The organism is Pseudonocardia sp. CA-142604, from assembly GCF_050948475.1.
Taxonomy (GTDB): Bacteria; Actinomycetota; Actinomycetes; order Mycobacteriales; family Pseudonocardiaceae; genus Pseudonocardia; species Pseudonocardia alaniniphila.
On sequence record NZ_CP192045.1, the window covers coordinates 6,806,908 to 6,822,721 of the forward strand.

Below are 15,814 nucleotides of genomic sequence, written 5' to 3' on the forward strand. Positions count from 1 at the left end.
CGTTCCTCGAAATCGTTGACCCATTAACAGGACACCCACGCATGCATCGCTCACAACCTGTCGACTCGTTCACCATCGCCTACCACGACACCGGGCCCCCCGACGCAGCATCTGTCGTGCTGCTGCACGGTTGGCCGGGCGACTCGCACGACTACCGGGCGGTGGTGCCGCTGCTGGCCAACCGATACCGCGTGGTCGTTCCCGACCTGCGCGGTTTCGGCGCCTCCGATCGGCACTTCGTCGATCCGGACACCTACTACGGCCCGTCCGCTCAAGCACGCAGCGTCGCCGGGCTGATCGACCAACTCGGTCTCGGCGCGCCCATCATCGGCGGATACGACGTCGGCAGCCGCGTCGCGCAGACACTGGCAACGGAGCATCCCGACAAGGTCGGGGGTCTGGTGCTCTCCCCACCGCTGCCCGGAATCGGCGAGCGGTGGCTCGCTCCCGACATCGTTCCCGAGTTGTGGTACCTCTACTTGCACCGGTCACCGCTCAGCGTCCGGTTCATCGACGGCCAGCGCGACAAGGTGCACGACTACCTGCACTACTGCTGGGGACACTGGTCGGCACCCGGCTTCGTCGTCGACGAGCCCGAGTTCGAGCGGCTCGTCGACGACTACGCGCGCCCCGGCGCCTTCGAGGCCTCCACGAACTGGTACCGCGTCGGGCCGGGCTACGTGGCGCGCAGTCTGGCCGAGACACCGCCCGACCGCGCCCATCGAATCAGCCGGCCCACCCATGTGCTGTGGCCGGAGCTCGACCCACTGTTCCCTCGCGCCTGGTCCGACCGGCTCGACGAGTTCTTCGCCGACGTCCACCTGCACCCCGTTGACGGCATCGGCCACTTCACGCCTCTCGAGGCACCAGCGGAGTTCGCCCGACTCATCGACCTGCACGGCCAGGGCTGAACCATCGGCGGTTCGGGCTTCACGGATCACGAGCAGAAGTCCGCGCAGCGCGTGACGCCGGAAACGGCATCGGGGTCTGATTTCCGGTGTCGCTCAGGCGACGAAGGCTTCGATCGCCGCCAGGCCATAGACGCCCGCGCCGATCAGGGCGTCGGCGGTTTTCGCGTTGACGCCACCCAGTGCGTATACGGGCAGGACGCTTTCCTTCGCGATTTCGCCCGCAGCGGCAACGCCCAGCGGGCTTGCGGCCGAGGGGCTGTTGCTGGGAAACACCGGCGAGACCACGACCGCCTCGGCACCGCAGCGCTCGGCCGCGTGGACGGCCATCGCGTCGTGCGCGGCGGCGGTGAGACGCCAGGTCGGATGTGACGCGCGGAGGGTCGGGCCGGTCGCGACCAGGCGTTGGGGCAGGTGCAGTCCATCGGCCTCGATCGTTTCGGCGAGGGCAGGATCGGCGCCTGCCAGCAGGACGAGCCCTCGGCGGCGGGCGATCTCAGCGAGGCGGAGACCGCGCGCAACGGCGTCGGACGTGCCGAAGGGCCGGTAGACGATCCCCGCCCCCGTCGGCAGGCGCTCGGCGACGGCCTCCGGCTGAGGGGTACGCACCGGATCGGTGAAGAACAGCAGGCGAGGTAGCGGGTCGCTCGTCCCGACCCATGGGCGAAGTCGCGCGGCCGTTCTGGAGAGGGCGTCGAGGCCGTCCGATCGCTGATCCACCACTTCCGGCACCTCCGCCTTCCACGCTGCGCCACGACCGCCGCGGTGGCCAGCCCCACCACATGCCGAGGTGAGTAGACGCACGCACGGACGCACTCATATCGGCCCACCTGCGGTGATGTCGGACATCGGCTCCGGCTCGCCGACGACACGGCGGCCGCACCGACGGACACGCCGAGACCGCGCTGCCTGCGGTCTTCAGCAGGCTGCCTACGCACGACGGGATAGACCGAAGCCTCGCTGTCTGTCTCCCCGGTTCGGCCGCGGGCGGCGAGGGCGCCGATCTATGAACCATTGCACATGTCTTTGGCCCGTGGGATCGCCGAGCGTAACGTGAGCGCCAACCCTTACACGTATAAGGCAGCACAAACTCAGCGCCGCGTCGCAGCGCCGCGAACGAAGCACAATCAGGCAATCCTTCTCGTCGACGCCGCTCCGCTGCTCACCGACAAAGTGTCGGGAATTGACGGCGGAACGATCGCCCTTGAGATCACCTGGAGCTACCTCGACCGCACGAGATCGAGGATGCCGCATTCGTACGTTTCTGCACCGAACTCCCGAGTCGACTTGGAGCTGCGCGTGAGATGGTGGAAGCTCGCCCTGTTCGTGGGCGCGTTCGCAGTGGGGAGCACCGAGTTCATCGTTGTAGGCCTGCTGCCCCAGATCGCGGCCGACACCGGGGTCACGGAGGCCGCAGCCGGGCAGCTTGTGAGCGTCAACGCGGTGGCGTTCGCCGTCGGCGTTCCGGTCCTGGCCGCCGCCTTCGCGCGCGTTGATCGGCGGCGCGTCCTGATCGGTTCGCTCGCCGTCTTCGTGGCCGCTCACCTCATGGCCGCGACCGCGCCCGACTTCACGGTCCTCCTGGCGTCACGGGTCCTCACGGGCGCATCGTTCGGGCTCTACATCGCCACCGCGCTGGCAGTCGCCGCACGCCTGGCCGGACCCGCCAACCGGGCCGCGGCGATGGCCACCGTCGTCTCGGGAGTGACCACAGCGACCGCCCTCGGCGTGCCCGCGAGCACCCTGCTCGGTCAACACGCCGGATGGCGGGTGCCGTTGGCCGCGATCGCGGCTCTGGCCGTTGTCGGACTGGCGCTCGTCCTGTTCACGGTGCCCACCCTGGGAGCAGACAACGGCCCGCCGCTCCGCGAGCGCTCGACCGCCCTGCTCGCCCGCCCCGTCCTGGTGGGGCTCGCGGCGGTCGCGCTGTTCTGGGCGGCCTCGTTCACCGCCTACACGTACCTCGTCCCGATGCTGGAGAACCGCGCTGGTGTCCACGGAGGCCTGGTCACCGTGGTGCTGTTCATCGCCGGACTCGGCGCCGTTTGCGGCAATGTGCTCGGCGGACGGGGCGCGGACCGGTGGCCGCGGGCGACAGTGCTCGTCACCGCCGCGATCACGACGGCATCCCTGTTCGCCCTGCTGCCCGCCTTCCGAACGCCCGCAGGTGCCATCGTGCTGGTCGCGGTCTGGCAGATCGCGGCGTGGTCGTTCGTTCCCGCGGCGCAGGCCGCTCTCTACAGCGCCGGCGGACAGGCCGGTGACCTCGTGGTCTCGTTCGTGGTGTCCGGCTTCAACATCGGGATCGTCGTGGGGGCCGGGCTCGGCGGCGTCGCGCTCGACGGCGCCGGGCTGCCAGGGGTCGGGTTCCTCGCGGCCGGGCTCGCGGTGATCAGCCTCGTCCTCGTCGCCGCGATGGCCAGGATGTGGCCCGCCACCGAGGTCGGCGCGCGAGCCGAGACCGCACCGGCGGCCGTGACTCCGGCACAGTCGGAAAACTGCACCTCCTGAAGCGATCGCGCCGGCGGCAGCGCACCCACGTCCCGGTGTACGCAGCACCGGCACGCGTCACCGATCCGGCCTGCCCGCCGCCGGCGTACGTCACGGTGATGCCCGTCGACCCGCTGCGCGACGAGTGCGTGGGCCATGCGCCCAGCGAAGGCCTGCACCTTCCGCGCTGCGGAGATGGTGGAGCAGGCGGCGATCGTCCAACGCGAACACGCCGAGAAGGTCGCGGTGCTGCGGCCCCTGGACCCGCTGTGATCCCACCGCAGCGGAGCCGCAGGCCCCCCGGACCCTTCCGCGCGCCTTCGGCCTTGCCTCCACCCGTCGATTCGCGTGGTATCCCGCAGGATGGCGCAGGTGACAGCCTCGCGCCGGTGAACGCCGCGCGGTCGGCGGTGACGTCGAGACTCACATATACGTCCGTAGACTTCGCCGGACACTGCGGTCTACGCTCGTAAACATGGAGCTGCAACTCAACGGAAGACGCGCTCCCGGCACGGGGTCGGCCCGCCTGACTCCCCGCGCCGACCCGAAAAGCAATGATTCACAGCGAGGCACAAGGAAGACCATGCGATTCGCTTTCAAGACCTCACCACAGAACACGACGTGGCCCGACATGCTGTCGATGTGGCGGGCAGCCGACGACATCGACGTCTACGAGTCGGGATGGACCTTCGACCACTTCTATCCCATCGAAGGCGATTCGTCAGGGCCGTGCATGGAAGGCTGGACCACGCTGACCGCGCTGGCCCAGGCCACGAATCGCCTGCGGCTGGGCACCTTGGTCACCGGGATCCACTACCGCCACCCCGCGGTTCTCGCCAACATGGTGTCAGCCCTCGACATCATCTCGAACGGTCGCCTCGAGTTGGGTATCGGCGCAGGCTGGAACGAACGAGAATCCAGCGCGTACGGAATCGAGCTCGGCACGGTGAAAGACCGCATGGATCGCTTCGAGGAGGCGTGCCAGGTTCTGATCGGGCTCCTCAGCCAGGAGGTCACCGATTTCGACGGTCGGTTCTATCGACTGCAGTCGGCGCGTAACGAGCCCAAGGGGCCGCAGCGACCGCACCCGCCGATATGCATGGGCGGCAGCGGCGAGAAGCGCACGCTGCGGATCACCGCGAAGTACGCCGACCACTGGAACTTCGTCATCGGCACCCCGGAAGAGTTCGCACGAAAACGCGACGTACTCGCCGGCCACTGCGCGGACATCGGCCGTGACCCCAGAGAGATCAGGCTGTCGGCGCACATCTGGCTCGACGCCGAGCGCGACTGCCGGAGGGTGATGGACAAGGCGGCCGCCTTCGGCGAAGAAGGTCTGGAACTGGCGATCATCTACTTGCGACCACCCCTGGACGCGAGCGTGCTGGAACCACTAGCAAAAGCAATCCAAGACTCCGGCTTGAACCGAACTGTGGAGCCGTAGTGGTGTCAGGACCGCGGCCCCGCAGCTCTACGGCTCCATAACGCCCTCGCGCGGTTGCCGCACGAGTTGCTCCTTGAACGAAAGCGGTCCTTGGTTCGCTGCGCGGCGTGGTCCAAGCTGCCTGAGCCGCCCGATACCCGCAGGCTCCCGCCGCCGGTTGTAGAAGGCGACCGATCGCGAACCCGGACCGTGGAGGATCTGACGTGGCGTTTTCCGACGATCGCATGATCGGGGTGTCGATCAACAATCTGACCGGGATCACCGGTCATCGTTATGGACTCGGCCAGATGCTGGACGCGGCGTCGGAGGCGGAAGCTCTCGGTTTCGACGGCGTCTGGGTGCACGACGCCCCGCTGGGCCGCCGGACCATGGCGTCCTACGACAGTCCGTCGATCCTCGCGGCGGTCGCAACCAGGACACGGACCTTGAAGCTCTGCACAGGGATCCTGCAGCCGCATCTGCGCAACCCGGTGGCGCTGGCGCTCACCTGGGCCACCATCCACGGGATCTCCGAGGGTCGACTGGTGATGGGGGTCGGCACGGGTGCAGGCAAGGGCACGCTCGTCAAGCGTGAGTACTCGGCGCTCGCGGCTCTCCGCCACAAGACCGATCTCGATCCCGACGTGCTCTACGCCGAACGCGGCCGGCTCTTCACCGAGTGTATGGACGTGATGAACCGGCTGTGGCGCGAGGACAAGTTCTCCTATCACGGCGAGTTCTACCATTTCGACGAGGTGACCCTCGGCGAGGCACGGCCGCAGACCCCGCCACCGACATTGATGGGTTCGGGCATCTACGTACCGAAGGAATGGGGTGGCCCCGCCTCGCACATGTGGAAGAAGGAGAATGCCGGGAAGTTCATGCTCGGCAGGTACAAGCGTGTCGTGAACCACAGCGACGGGTGGATCGCGAACCACACCATGCCGGAGGAGTTCGACGAGGGCTGGGCGAAGATCAAAGCCTACGCCGCGGAGAAGCACCCCGGCAAGGCCATGGCGGCGGCCTACAACTGTTTCGTCCACGTGGACGACAACCGGGAAAGGGCGCGCGACGCGGCCATCAGCTACTTGAACCAGTGGCACACGATGATCACCGACGAGGTCGCCGACCGGTGGATCGTGACCGGCCCCGCAGAGGAGGTCGCCGAGAAGCTGGCGGACTACCAGCACCGCGGCGTCACCATCTTCCAGCTCATGTGCGCCTCGCCGGACCAGCGCGAACAGATGCGGCGCATCGGCGAACACGTGGTCCCGTTGCTGCGGTGAGCATCTCCCGCCCATTCCACAACTTCGCGAGAAAGGGATCTGCCGCGTGATGAATTCGCTGGCGGACTATCTGGACAAAGGCGCGTCGCTCGGTCGTGACGAGCCCTGCCTGACGCTCGACGGCACGAGCCTCACCTACGGCGAGGCACAGGATCTGAGCTCTGCGGTTGCCCGAGCCCTGCACCGCTCGGGTGTGCAGCCGGGCGACAAGGTCGGGATCCTCGCGGCCAACGACGCGATCGCCTACGTCTGTGTGTTCGGGATCGCTCGCCGCGGCGCGGTGTGGTGCCCGATCAACCCGCGCAACGAGGCGGACGAGAACCGGGATCTGCTCGACCTGATGGACTGCTCGTGCTTGATCTTCCAGAGCAGGTTCGCGCCCTTGGTGGAGCGCATCGTGGCCGCACTGCCCACCCTGACGTTGCTGGTGTGCCTGGACGCCGAACTCGATGTAGCGGTGTCGTTCGAGAACTGGCTGGCCGCCGCCGCGGCGGACCCGATCGGTCCGGCGCTCGCCGCGCCACCCGACGACATCGCGGTGATCATGGGTACCAGCGGCACAACCGGCAGGCCCAAGGGCGTCATGCTGACCGCGCGCAACTTCGAGGTGCGCTCAGCGATGACGCTGTGGGGCTATCCGTTCGAGGGGCGCCCGGTGTTCCTGGCGATTTCCCCGCTCACACACGCGACGGGCATGTTCTGCCTGCCGATGCTGTCGCTCGGGGCGGAGATCGTCGTGATGCCGAAAGCGGACCTGACCGTGTTCCTGAGGCTGATCGAGCGTCACCGCGTGACGCATTCGTTCCTGCCTCCGACGTTGATCTACATGCTGCTGCAGCACGAGGGCCTCGCGGCCGCGGATCTGTCCTCGTTGCAGTGCATCATCTACGGCTCCGCCCCGATCTCCGCCACGCGGCTCGAGGAGGCACTGACCGCCATCGGCCCGGTGTTGGGGCAGGTCTACGGGCAATCCGAGTCACCGAACATGACGATGCTGCCGCCGCGCGATCACTTCGACACCGACGGCACCGTGGCCCGGTCGCGCCTGACGTCGGCTGGCAAGCCCGGTCCGCTGACCACGCTGGCGATCATGGACGACCAGGGTCGGCTTCTGGGCCGAGGCGAACGGGGCGAGATCGTCGTGCGCGGCCCGGGCGTGTCGCCCGGCTACTACAAGAACCCGGAGGCCACGGCCGAGGCGTCGCGGTTCGGCTGGCACCACACCGGTGACATCGGCTACCTCGACGAGGACGGATACCTGTTCATCGTGGACCGCGCCAAGGACATGATCATCACGGGCGGGTTCAACGTGTACTCGGTCGAGGTCGAGCAGGCCTTGATGACGCACCCGGCCGTCCGCGACTGCGCGGTCGTGGGGATGCCCGACGACAAGTGGGGCGAGCGCGTCACCGCGGTGGTGGTACTGCAGCCCGGCACGGAGGTGACCACCGCGGAAATGATCGAGTACATGAAGCGGCTAATCGGAAGTGTGAAAGCACCCAAGGAGATCGTGGTGTGGTCGGACCTGCCCCGTTCCCTGATGAACAAGGTGCTCAAGACCGACGTGCGGGCCCGAATGACGGCGGCAGGCTGATGGCCACCGCCGAGCAGGTGAAGCGCACGGACCAGGATCACGATGAGCTGCCGAGCGTGGTCGTGCAGCGCAGGGTGGAGTGGCACGACACGGATGCGGCGGGCCACCACCATCACGGGGCGGTGCTGCGGTGGGTCGAGTCGGCGGAGTCGGTGCTGTTGCACCGCCGCCACGCGACGGCGTTGTACGGCCGCATCCCCCGGGTGCACTACGAGGTCGACTACCTCCACCGGCTGTACTACGGCCACGTCGTGGAGATCGAGTTGGCTGTGCAGCGGGTCGGCACGAAGTCCGTGCGGTACGCCTTCGTGGTGCGCAGCGGGGACACGGTGGCTGCCACCGGCAACCTGGTGATGGCCATGGCGGCCCCTGACAATCCCGGCGCCATCCCGCTGCCGCCGGAGATACGGCGTGCCTTGACCACCGGTGGCCGCCAGCGACCCGAGACCATCGACTGACCGGAGCCGGGTCAGCTTCCCCGTTCAGTCGGGTCAGGCCGGAACGACCGGTTCCGCCGTGGACGATCTCTGCCGAACGATCCAGACGAGGACAGCGGCCAGGAGCGTGGAGGCGGCCCCCGCCCACAACGTGACCTCCAGCCCCGAGTGGTCGACGATCAGGCCTCCGACCAATGCCCCTGCGCCGACCGACAGCTGAAAGACGGAGACGAAGATCGCCGAGGCACTTTCAAGACGGCCGGGTGCGGCACTGAACATGAACGTCTGCGGCGCGACCGGCAGGACACCGAACGCGAATCCCCAGACCACCATTGCGATGACGGCCACCGCAGGCATCGTGCCGCCGAGCACGAGAACGTCGATGGGCAGCCCGAGCAACGCGCCGACCGCGACCGCGAAAAAAGCAGCCCACCGGGCCGGCTTCGTGAAACCTTCTCCCGTAACGCCCGATTCGGGCATCACTTTCTCCCTCGATAGCGGATCTGTCGGGGTCCTCATCGACGGAACAGCACTGTTCGCGGAATTCGGATGTCGTGCCGGAAGCACGCCCTAACGGCGCTCGATGAAGTCACGCGACGGCAGGGGACCGCCGGGGAACTGGTGGAGCCGCCCACCCGTCGCCAGGTCACCGAGTGGTACGCCAGCGAAACCCAGACGCTGGATCATGAAGCCCACGGTCGTGAGTGCGCCGGCCTCGTCGCCGGAGTAGAAGATGACCCGCCGACCGCCGTCGACCTCCGGATTCGACCCGAGTTTCTCGGGACTGTGCGTGTTGAACGCCTTGACCACCCTGGCGCCGTGCGCGTGACCGGCGACGACTTCGCTCGAGGTGAGTCCGCCGAGGTCGAAGGGCTGGAACGTCGGGGCCTCGAGCGGATTGGTGGTATCGATCAGGACCCGACCGTCGAGGTCGAGCCCGTTCAGAGCAGCCGGAATTCGGCTCCACTGCACCGCCAGCACAACGACCTCGGCCGCCGCGGCGTCCGCTCTCGTCCCCGCCCGCACCCCGAAACGCCGAGCCAATGGGGCAAGGGTCGCCGGCTCGCGGCTGTTACTGAGAACGATGTCCGACTCGCCGACAGCGGTCAGTCGTCGTACGAGTGCCAGCGCGATCGCACCCGCTCCGATGAAGCCGTAGTTCATGCGTGAGTTCTCTCCGTTGTAGTAGGGGTCGGACGCCGGGCAGTCGCCGGCCGTCAACGCAGAAGACGGGCGAAGGCTCGGACTTCTTCGGTGAAGAGTTCGGGTTGTTCGAAGGCGGCGAAGTGGCCACCCCGTGCGGGTTTGTTGAAATACGCAAGGCTGGCGCCGTAGGCACGTTCGGCCCAGCACCGGGGAATCTGAACGAGTTCACCAGGGAACGCACTGAATCCGACGGGGACTCCGATGTCGGCGCCGACTGGAGCGCGTGTGTTCTCCCAGTAGATGCGAGCCGAGGACGCTCCGGTCGCCGGTAACCAGTAGAGCATGATGTCGTCGAGCATCTTGTCGAAGCCGATGACCTCTTCCGCAGGGCCATCGCACCAGTCGGTGAACTTCTCGTAGATCCACGCGGCCTGGCCGACGGGCGAGTCGGTGAGGCCGTAGCCGATGGTCTGTGGTCGGGTGGACTGGATCGCGAAGTAGCCGCGGCCATCCGTGAAGAACTTGCTCACACGGGCCAACGCAGCCTGTTCCTCAGGGGTGGGCTCGTCGCTCACGGGCAGGTTGAACGACAGCGAGTAGAAATTCAGGTGGATGCCCACGAGCTGGGGAACTCTGAGGTGCCCGAGCGCTGTTGCGACGGCTGCGCCCCAGTCACCGCCCTGGGCCATGTACTGCTCGTAGCCCAGCCGGGACATCAGTTGCGCCCACGCCCGTGCGATCCGATCCGGCGCCCAACCGGTCGAGGACGGCCGATCGGAGAAGCCGAAACCCGGAAGCGATGGAACGACCACGTCGAATGCGTCCTCGGGGCGCCCACCGAAAGCGGTCGGATCCGTCAGCGGGCCGATCACGTCGAGGAACTCGACGCACGATCCTGGCCAGCCGTGCGTGAGCAGCAACGGCATGGCGTTGGCGTGGCGGGACCGTACGTGCAGGAAGTGGATGCCCAACCCGTCCAGCCGGGTGCAGTACTGACCGAAGCCGTTCAGTCTGGCTTCCACTCGTCGCCAGTCGTAGCGGTGCAACCAGTGATCCACCAGAGCCCGCACGTGGGCCAACCGCGCGCCCTGGGCCGCGTCCCGCACGGTCTCGCGCTCAGGCCACCGCGCTTCGGCAAGCCGGTGTCGCAGGTCGCTCAGAGCACTGTCCGGTACGTGCAGCTGAAAAGGTGCGATCGCGTCGCCGGCCTCTGGTATCCCGGACTCTCTTGCGAATCTCGACTGTGTGCCGCGCCCATTGCCTTCACCTGCGCGGTCACGAAAATTCCCGGCCCTCACGCCATGAAGCCTCCGTCGACGAGGAGCGTCGCGCCGGTCACGAAAGTCGCGTCCGGGCCGACGAGGAAGGAGATCGCACCTGCGACCTCCTCGGGCCGGCCGTAACGGCTCAATGGGCTCATCGACCGTTGGGTGTCCGCGAACGGCCCCGTGTCGGGGTTCATGTCGGTATTGATGGAGCTGACCTGCACGGAGTTGACGAGGATGCCGCGAGGTCCGAGATCCCGGGCCCAGCCGCGGGTGTAGGCGTCCACCGCGGCCTTCGTCGCCGCGTAGTCGCCGAGTCCGAGGAACGGCGCCCGGTCGGCGGCCGTCGAACTCATCGAGACGATCCGACCGCCTTCGCCCATCACCCGCACCGCGGCACGGGTGGTGGCGGCGACACCCTGGATGTTGGTGGCAAGTTGACGGTCGAACGAGGCGATATCGGCGTCCTCCGCGTCGATCGTTCCGGTCACGAACACGGCGGCGTTGTTGATGAGGATGTCGAGCCGGCCGAACGCATCCATCACCGAGCCGACCAGGCGCGCCGCCTGTTCCGAATCGGACTGGTCCACGACGAAAGCTGCCCCGCGTACCCCGAACCTCTCGATCGCCTTCACCACGTCCTCGGCCTGCTCAGCCGACGACCGATAGCTGATGGCGACGTCAGCGCCCTCGCTTGCGAGCCGAACAGCCGTCGCCGCGCCTATGCCACGGGATCCACCCGTGACGAGGGCGGCCTTGCCGGCCAGCGCCTTCTCGGCCATGAGTCCTCCAGTTCCGGCCGCACATCGGGCCGGTCATCGGAATGAATGTTCGTGATCCTCTTCGCGGCAACCGCACGCCTGACCGGATGGAGAGAAAGGCCTGTCCCGACGAGACGGAGGCCCGCGCGTGAAGCACTGCGGTCTCCGGCCGATGACAGCCCGCCCGATGGCGCGGATCCACACCGCCGTCGGGGCGAGCACCTCCACCCGTCGTCCTCGACGGTCGGCACAGCGTGGGAGAAGTCGCAGGTTGCGCACCGCTCGCGGGGACTTCCCCTACTTTGTTGATCGTGCGATCAATATATAGGGCCGACGACCGGTCCTGTCAAACAGGCAGTTGGAGCCGCGGGGGTTGTCGCCCTGACGTTCACGCCTCCCAGGGCAGGCGGCGCATGGTCAGATCGACGAGGCTGAGCAGCGTTTCGCGGCCGGCTCCGGACGCCGCCTCGACGGCGATGCCTTCCGCGAGGGCAACCACGTACCGTGCGGCATCGCGCGGTTCGACGTCCGAAGCGAGGTCGCCGCTCTCCTGGGCCTGCGCGAAGCGCTCGGTGAGCATCACCTGGGCGGCCTTGCGCCGATCACACAGGTCCTGTCCGACCTCACGGGCCGCGTCTCCGGTGACGAGCGCGCCCTGCACCAGGAGGCAGCCGGCAGGAGTGGCCTCTCCGGTCGAGCTCTTCGTGGCTCCGGTCAGCCAGCGGCGAACCACCTCCCGGACGCTGTCGGCCTCGAGGCTGTGCGCGCCGTAGGAGAAAGAGGTGGCGACGTATCGGTCGACGACCTGTGCGAACAGTCCGGCCTTCGAGCCGAAGGCGGCGTAGATACTGCCCGGTTGGAGGCCGGTCGCTTCGCGGAGGTCGGCCATGGTGGCGCCTTCGTAGCCCTTGCCCCAGAAGACGTTCAGCGCCGCCTGCAGGACCTCGTCTACGTCGAACTCGCGCGGACGCCCCCTCGCCATGAACCGCCTCCGAATTGTGAAGTGTGCGTTCAATATAAGCCGCTGGCGCATCGAGACACCGCCGTACTCGCGTCACCGTCGATCGCAGGACTCGCGCTACGCGTGATCGTCGATGCTTCACATGAAATTGCGCGTGTGGAGGGCGGAGAGCTCGGCGGCCTCGTCGGGTGGGAAGCCGAGCCGGGCCAGCCGCTGTCGGCGACCGTCATCCATGGCGTGGTGGAGTTCTTGTACCGCGTCATGGCCGCCGGCGATGGCGGCGGGGGTCCAGGAGCCTGCGGCCAGTACGACGAGCGCGTCGAACACGTCGGCGTTGAGACCGGCGGTGTCGACCAGGGCGTCGTGTCGGCGTTCGATCGCCGTGCGCAGCTTGCCGCGCAGTGACGGGTCGCGTCTGCCCTGGTGTTCGAGGTGGGCGACGCCGAACGCGACGTGACGTGCCTCGTCGACCCGAGCGAGGCGAGTGATCTGCGCGGTGACCGGGTCCGGTGCGTGCCGCTCGAGGAAGGCCAGCAACGCAAGGAAGCTGCCCTCTCCGAGAACCGACAGCAGGAAGGACGCCAGCGAGAAGTCCGGTTCGGCGAGCAACGTGGCCAGTGACGAGCGGCCGCCCGCCGAGGAGGTACCCATCTCTCCGCCGTGCAGCAGGGCCCGGCGGGTGAAGACGTCCATGTGTCGAGCCTCGTCCGCTGCCTGCACGGCGAGCAGTTGCTGGACCTCCCGGAAATGTGGATGCACGCGAGCGAGCAGCCCTGCGGGGACGACGAGTGCGGCCTGCTCGTTCTCCACGAGGTAGGTCATGACCTGCACGACGGCGGACTCCACGTCAGCGGGCACGTCGGCGCTCGCGTCCCAGTCGACCGCGGTGGCCGGGTCCCACTGCGCGGCAGCGGCGTGCGCGTAGAGCCGTGGTGCGAGGTCGGCCCAGACGACGTCGCGGTCGTCGAGGTCGAATCGTCCCTCGGGCCCGCCGGCCTCGACGAGCGCGCCGCGGGCGGCGAGACCCCAGTGGGCCGGTGGGCGGGCGACGATCCCTTCCGGTCCGGGCCCACCTGCGCGTTCCGCGCCCGCCCACCGGTCGGCCTCCGCGGAGCCGCGCACGAGCTCCCAGGTGGCCGTGCGGTCGGGGACGGTGGCGAAACCGTGGCCCTCCCGGCGGGCCCAGGCCCGCAGGTGGACCCCGAGGGCCGGATCACCTCCGGTGACGGTGACCCGGCCGCCGATCGGCACCTCGCGCAGCGACCTGCGCACGAGGAGATGGGCGCCCCGCTCGAAACCCAGGAAGCCGAGGTCGAGCGGGGCACCCGAGCGATGCCCGTGGATCACGGGTCGTACTCCCGGGCGGTGACCGTGCCCGTCACGTCGTAGAACCCGGTCTCGTCGACGGCCCGGGTGAGCTGGCCGAAGCCGCTCGTGCGGCCCGGCACCCACTGCCTGAGCCCTTCGAGGTCGAGCAGCGGGCGAACCTGCGGGTCGGCGTAGGACATCGACTCCAGCAGGCGCACGAACTCGTCGGCCTCGGCAGCGGGCGCGGTGTCGACGATCGCCATCGTGCAGTGGTCGTAGACGTCGGTCTGACCGAGAATTCGGGTCGACCCGGCCGGGAGTGTGCCCTCCTGGCCGAACAGCAGGTGGTTGCCATCGATCATGCACGCGGCGTCGACCTCGCCGGCAACCAGCGCGCGGGCAGCGTCGCGTTCACCGCCGATGTGGTCGCCGTGCAGGCCCACCCCGACGTCGAAACGGCGGACGCGCAGGTCGTCGACACCGGCGTGGCGCAGGAACGACAGCGGGATCAGTGTCGACTGTGGCGAGTCGACCGCTCCCACGCCGACGGTGCGGCCCGCGAGATCGGCGAGTGAGGACGCGGGAGAGTCGGCGCGGACGACGACCACCGAGGTGAGGTCCTGGTCGGTGTCACGCATGACCGCCGAGCGGACCGCGCGTCCCTTCGCGGCGGCCAGCCGCTCGGAGCGCAGCCACGCGAGCGGCGAGTTCCAGGCGGCGTGAATCCGGCCCTCGGCGAGGTCCTCGACCTGCCGCTCGTAGTGCGAGTAGAGGACGTAGTCGAAGTCCAGGCCCTGACCGCGCAACCACCGCCGGAACCCGTCCCAGATGGTGGCGACCTTGGGGTCGTAGGCGACCCCGCCCATGATCAGGGTCATCAGGCACCCCCGAACAGCGGCAGCCCGAGCGTGGCGCGACCGACGAAGTCGTGCAGCGCCTCGGTGGTCGGGGCCATCACCCGCGCGGCGAGGGCGTCCCGATAGCGGCGCTCGATGCCCAGTTCCTTGCGGAACGCAGCGCCGCCGCACAGCCGCATCACCCCGTCGCCGACCTCGGCCGCGGCCTCGGCGGCGACGGCCTTGACCTGAAGTACCCGCAGGGTCGCGTCCTCTCGGCCGCTGCCCAGGGCGGCGAGGGTGTCGGTCAGGAACGCGCGGGTCAGGTCGACCCGGGTACGCAGTGCCGCATAGGCGAGGCGGCTCGCGGGCTGCTCGGCCAGGCTCTGGTCGAGGTGTTCGAGCCGGGTGCTCGTCAGGTGAGCGGCGGCTTCCTCGACGAGGGCCTCCATCAGCCCCAGCGACACCGCGGCGTTGCCCACCAGGAAGGTGGGCAGCGCGGCCCCCAGCGCGACGTCCAGCCCGGCGCCGTCCTCACCGAGCCGCGCCGAGGTGTCGACGAGGGCACCGTCGGCGGCCATGGGGCGTGAGGCGTTGCCGCGGAGCCCGAACCCGTCGAACTCGCCCACGACGCCGACGCCCGGCGTGCTCGCGGGCACCAGCCACAGCGTCATCGGGCCCTCCGCAGTCACGGGGCGGCTCGACCAGACGTAACTGTCGGCCTCACCGGCCGAGGTCACCCAACTCTTCGCGGCGTCCAGCCGCACCTGGCCGTCCGCGGCGGTCGCGGTGCTCACCGGCGCCCAGAAATGGCTGCGTGAGCCACGCTCAGAGAACGCCAGCGTGCTCAGGTGCTCACCGGCGGCGATCGCCCGCCGGACGTCGTCCGGGCCGTGGCTCTCGATCACCGACACGGCGGCGTAGTGCATCAGCACCACCATCGCGACCGAGGCGTCCGCACGGGCGATCCGCTCCAGGGTCACGGCGACGTCGGCGAGCGAGCCACCGGCGCCGCCGACCTCGGAGGCGCTCAGCAGGCCCAGAACACCGGCGCCGGCCAACGCGTCGATGTCTGCTCGGGGGAACGCGCCGGTGCGATCGACCTCGGCGGCCGACGGCGCGACGGTCCGTTCGACCACGTCGACCAGCGCGGGTGCGGGTGAAGTGACAGCGGTAGGCAACACAAGCTCCTCGATGGACCGCAGGGCGGTCACGACGGAGCGGAGAGCTCAGCTCGATCCAGGTACGCCGCCGCGACCGTAGGGGCACCGCCCGACCGGACGGCTGACAGGGACGGCTCAAAGACGACGGAACACAGCCCCACCTCCCCCGCGCCGGGAGTGAGACCCGCGCGAGCGCAGCGGATCGGCACTCATGATCGAGCGTCCCAGAGAGAAAG

Annotated in this window: 15 protein-coding genes; 6 read left to right on the top strand and 9 right to left on the bottom strand. The window is 68.6% G+C overall.

Going from position 1 to position 15,814, the window contains the following annotated elements; translation table 11 throughout:
* Positions 1-41: 41 nt before the first annotated feature.
* Positions 42-911 (top strand): alpha/beta fold hydrolase, encoded by an 870-nt coding sequence (locus tag ACQPZQ_RS30815; protein WP_433286587.1) that lies wholly within the window; start codon positions 42-44, stop codon positions 909-911.
* Between the two features lie 93 nt (positions 912-1,004).
* On the opposite strand, the gene ACQPZQ_RS30820 is transcribed toward ACQPZQ_RS30815, so the two are convergent.
* Positions 1,005-1,640: a thiamine phosphate synthase gene (locus tag ACQPZQ_RS30820; protein WP_433286589.1), complete on the bottom strand. Its 636-nt coding sequence runs from the start codon at positions 1,638-1,640 to the stop codon at positions 1,005-1,007.
* Between the two features lie 567 nt (positions 1,641-2,207).
* Between ACQPZQ_RS30820 and ACQPZQ_RS30825 the strand changes: the two genes are divergently transcribed.
* The 5 genes from ACQPZQ_RS30825 (at position 2,208) to ACQPZQ_RS30845 (ending at position 8,159) form a co-directional block, all read left to right on the top strand.
* Complete coding sequence (locus tag ACQPZQ_RS30825; RefSeq protein ID WP_433286592.1) at positions 2,208-3,419, top strand: MFS transporter; 1,212 nt, start codon at positions 2,208-2,210, stop codon at positions 3,417-3,419.
* A 562-nt stretch (positions 3,420-3,981) separates the two neighbouring features.
* The gene (locus ACQPZQ_RS30830) at positions 3,982-4,842 is read left to right on the top strand and encodes an LLM class F420-dependent oxidoreductase (RefSeq protein WP_433299430.1); all 861 of its coding nucleotides are present in this window, start codon (positions 3,982-3,984) and stop codon (positions 4,840-4,842) included.
* A gap of 203 nt (positions 4,843-5,045) precedes the next feature.
* Positions 5,046-6,107, top strand: coding sequence for an LLM class flavin-dependent oxidoreductase (locus ACQPZQ_RS30835; protein ID WP_433286594.1), 1,062 nt, complete (start codon positions 5,046-5,048; stop codon positions 6,105-6,107).
* 49 nt (positions 6,108-6,156) lie between these two features.
* Positions 6,157-7,701, top strand: coding sequence for an AMP-binding protein (locus ACQPZQ_RS30840; RefSeq protein WP_433299432.1), 1,545 nt, complete (start codon positions 6,157-6,159; stop codon positions 7,699-7,701).
* On the top strand, positions 7,701-8,159 hold the full coding sequence (locus ACQPZQ_RS30845; protein ID WP_433286596.1) for an acyl-CoA thioesterase: 459 nt from the start codon (positions 7,701-7,703) through the stop codon (positions 8,157-8,159). The genes ACQPZQ_RS30840 and ACQPZQ_RS30845 overlap by 1 nt, the downstream gene beginning before the upstream one ends.
* Positions 8,160-8,192: 33 nt before the next feature.
* On the opposite strand, the gene ACQPZQ_RS30850 is transcribed toward ACQPZQ_RS30845, so the two are convergent.
* From ACQPZQ_RS30850 to ACQPZQ_RS30885, 8 genes are all read right to left on the bottom strand, one after another.
* Positions 8,193-8,618 carry a hypothetical protein gene (locus ACQPZQ_RS30850; protein ID WP_433286598.1) on the bottom strand — a complete coding sequence of 142 codons (426 nt, stop codon included), beginning with the start codon at positions 8,616-8,618 and terminating at the stop codon, positions 8,193-8,195.
* Between the two features lie 90 nt (positions 8,619-8,708).
* On the bottom strand, positions 8,709-9,359 hold the full coding sequence (locus ACQPZQ_RS30855) for an NADPH-dependent F420 reductase (RefSeq protein ID WP_433286600.1): 651 nt from the start codon (positions 9,357-9,359) through the stop codon (positions 8,709-8,711).
* Entirely contained in the window at positions 9,356-10,501 is a 1,146-nt protein-coding gene (locus ACQPZQ_RS30860) for an epoxide hydrolase family protein (RefSeq protein ID WP_433299434.1), read from the bottom strand. Before ACQPZQ_RS30860 ends, ACQPZQ_RS30855 begins: the two co-directional genes overlap by 4 nt.
* Before the next feature lie 77 nt (positions 10,502-10,578).
* Positions 10,579-11,331 (bottom strand): SDR family NAD(P)-dependent oxidoreductase, encoded by a 753-nt coding sequence (locus ACQPZQ_RS30865; RefSeq protein WP_433286602.1) that lies wholly within the window; start codon positions 11,329-11,331, stop codon positions 10,579-10,581.
* Between the two features lie 367 nt (positions 11,332-11,698).
* Positions 11,699-12,292 carry a TetR/AcrR family transcriptional regulator gene (locus ACQPZQ_RS30870; protein ID WP_433286604.1) on the bottom strand — a complete coding sequence of 198 codons (594 nt, stop codon included), beginning with the start codon at positions 12,290-12,292 and terminating at the stop codon, positions 11,699-11,701.
* 117 nt (positions 12,293-12,409) lie between these two features.
* Positions 12,410-13,618 (bottom strand): ferritin-like domain-containing protein, encoded by a 1,209-nt coding sequence (locus ACQPZQ_RS30875; RefSeq protein WP_433286606.1) that lies wholly within the window; start codon positions 13,616-13,618, stop codon positions 12,410-12,412.
* Entirely contained in the window at positions 13,615-14,457 is an 843-nt protein-coding gene (locus ACQPZQ_RS30880; RefSeq protein WP_433286608.1) for a phosphate/phosphite/phosphonate ABC transporter substrate-binding protein, read from the bottom strand. Before ACQPZQ_RS30880 ends, ACQPZQ_RS30875 begins: the two co-directional genes overlap by 4 nt.
* Entirely contained in the window at positions 14,457-15,596 is a 1,140-nt protein-coding gene (locus tag ACQPZQ_RS30885) for an acyl-CoA dehydrogenase family protein (RefSeq protein WP_433286610.1), read from the bottom strand. Before ACQPZQ_RS30885 ends, ACQPZQ_RS30880 begins: the two co-directional genes overlap by 1 nt.
* Between the last annotated feature and the right edge of the window lie 218 nt (positions 15,597-15,814).

Excerpts from the sequence above, each read along its gene's own strand:
- ACQPZQ_RS30815 (WP_433286587.1), top strand. The coding sequence starts at position 42 with ATGCATCGCTCACAACCTGTCGACTCGTTCACCATCGCCTACCACGAC.
- ACQPZQ_RS30830 (WP_433299430.1), top strand. The coding sequence starts at position 3,982 with ATGCGATTCGCTTTCAAGACCTCACCACAGAACACGACGTGGCCCGAC.
- ACQPZQ_RS30840 (WP_433299432.1), top strand. The coding sequence starts at position 6,157 with ATGAATTCGCTGGCGGACTATCTGGACAAAGGCGCGTCGCTCGGTCGT.
- ACQPZQ_RS30845 (WP_433286596.1), top strand. The coding sequence starts at position 7,701 with ATGGCCACCGCCGAGCAGGTGAAGCGCACGGACCAGGATCACGATGAG.
- ACQPZQ_RS30850 (WP_433286598.1), bottom strand. The coding sequence starts at position 8,618 with ATGCCCGAATCGGGCGTTACGGGAGAAGGTTTCACGAAGCCGGCCCGG.
- ACQPZQ_RS30865 (WP_433286602.1), bottom strand. The coding sequence starts at position 11,331 with ATGGCCGAGAAGGCGCTGGCCGGCAAGGCCGCCCTCGTCACGGGTGGA.
- ACQPZQ_RS30870 (WP_433286604.1), bottom strand. The coding sequence starts at position 12,292 with ATGGCGAGGGGGCGTCCGCGCGAGTTCGACGTAGACGAGGTCCTGCAG.
- ACQPZQ_RS30880 (WP_433286608.1), bottom strand. The coding sequence starts at position 14,457 with ATGACCCTGATCATGGGCGGGGTCGCCTACGACCCCAAGGTCGCCACC.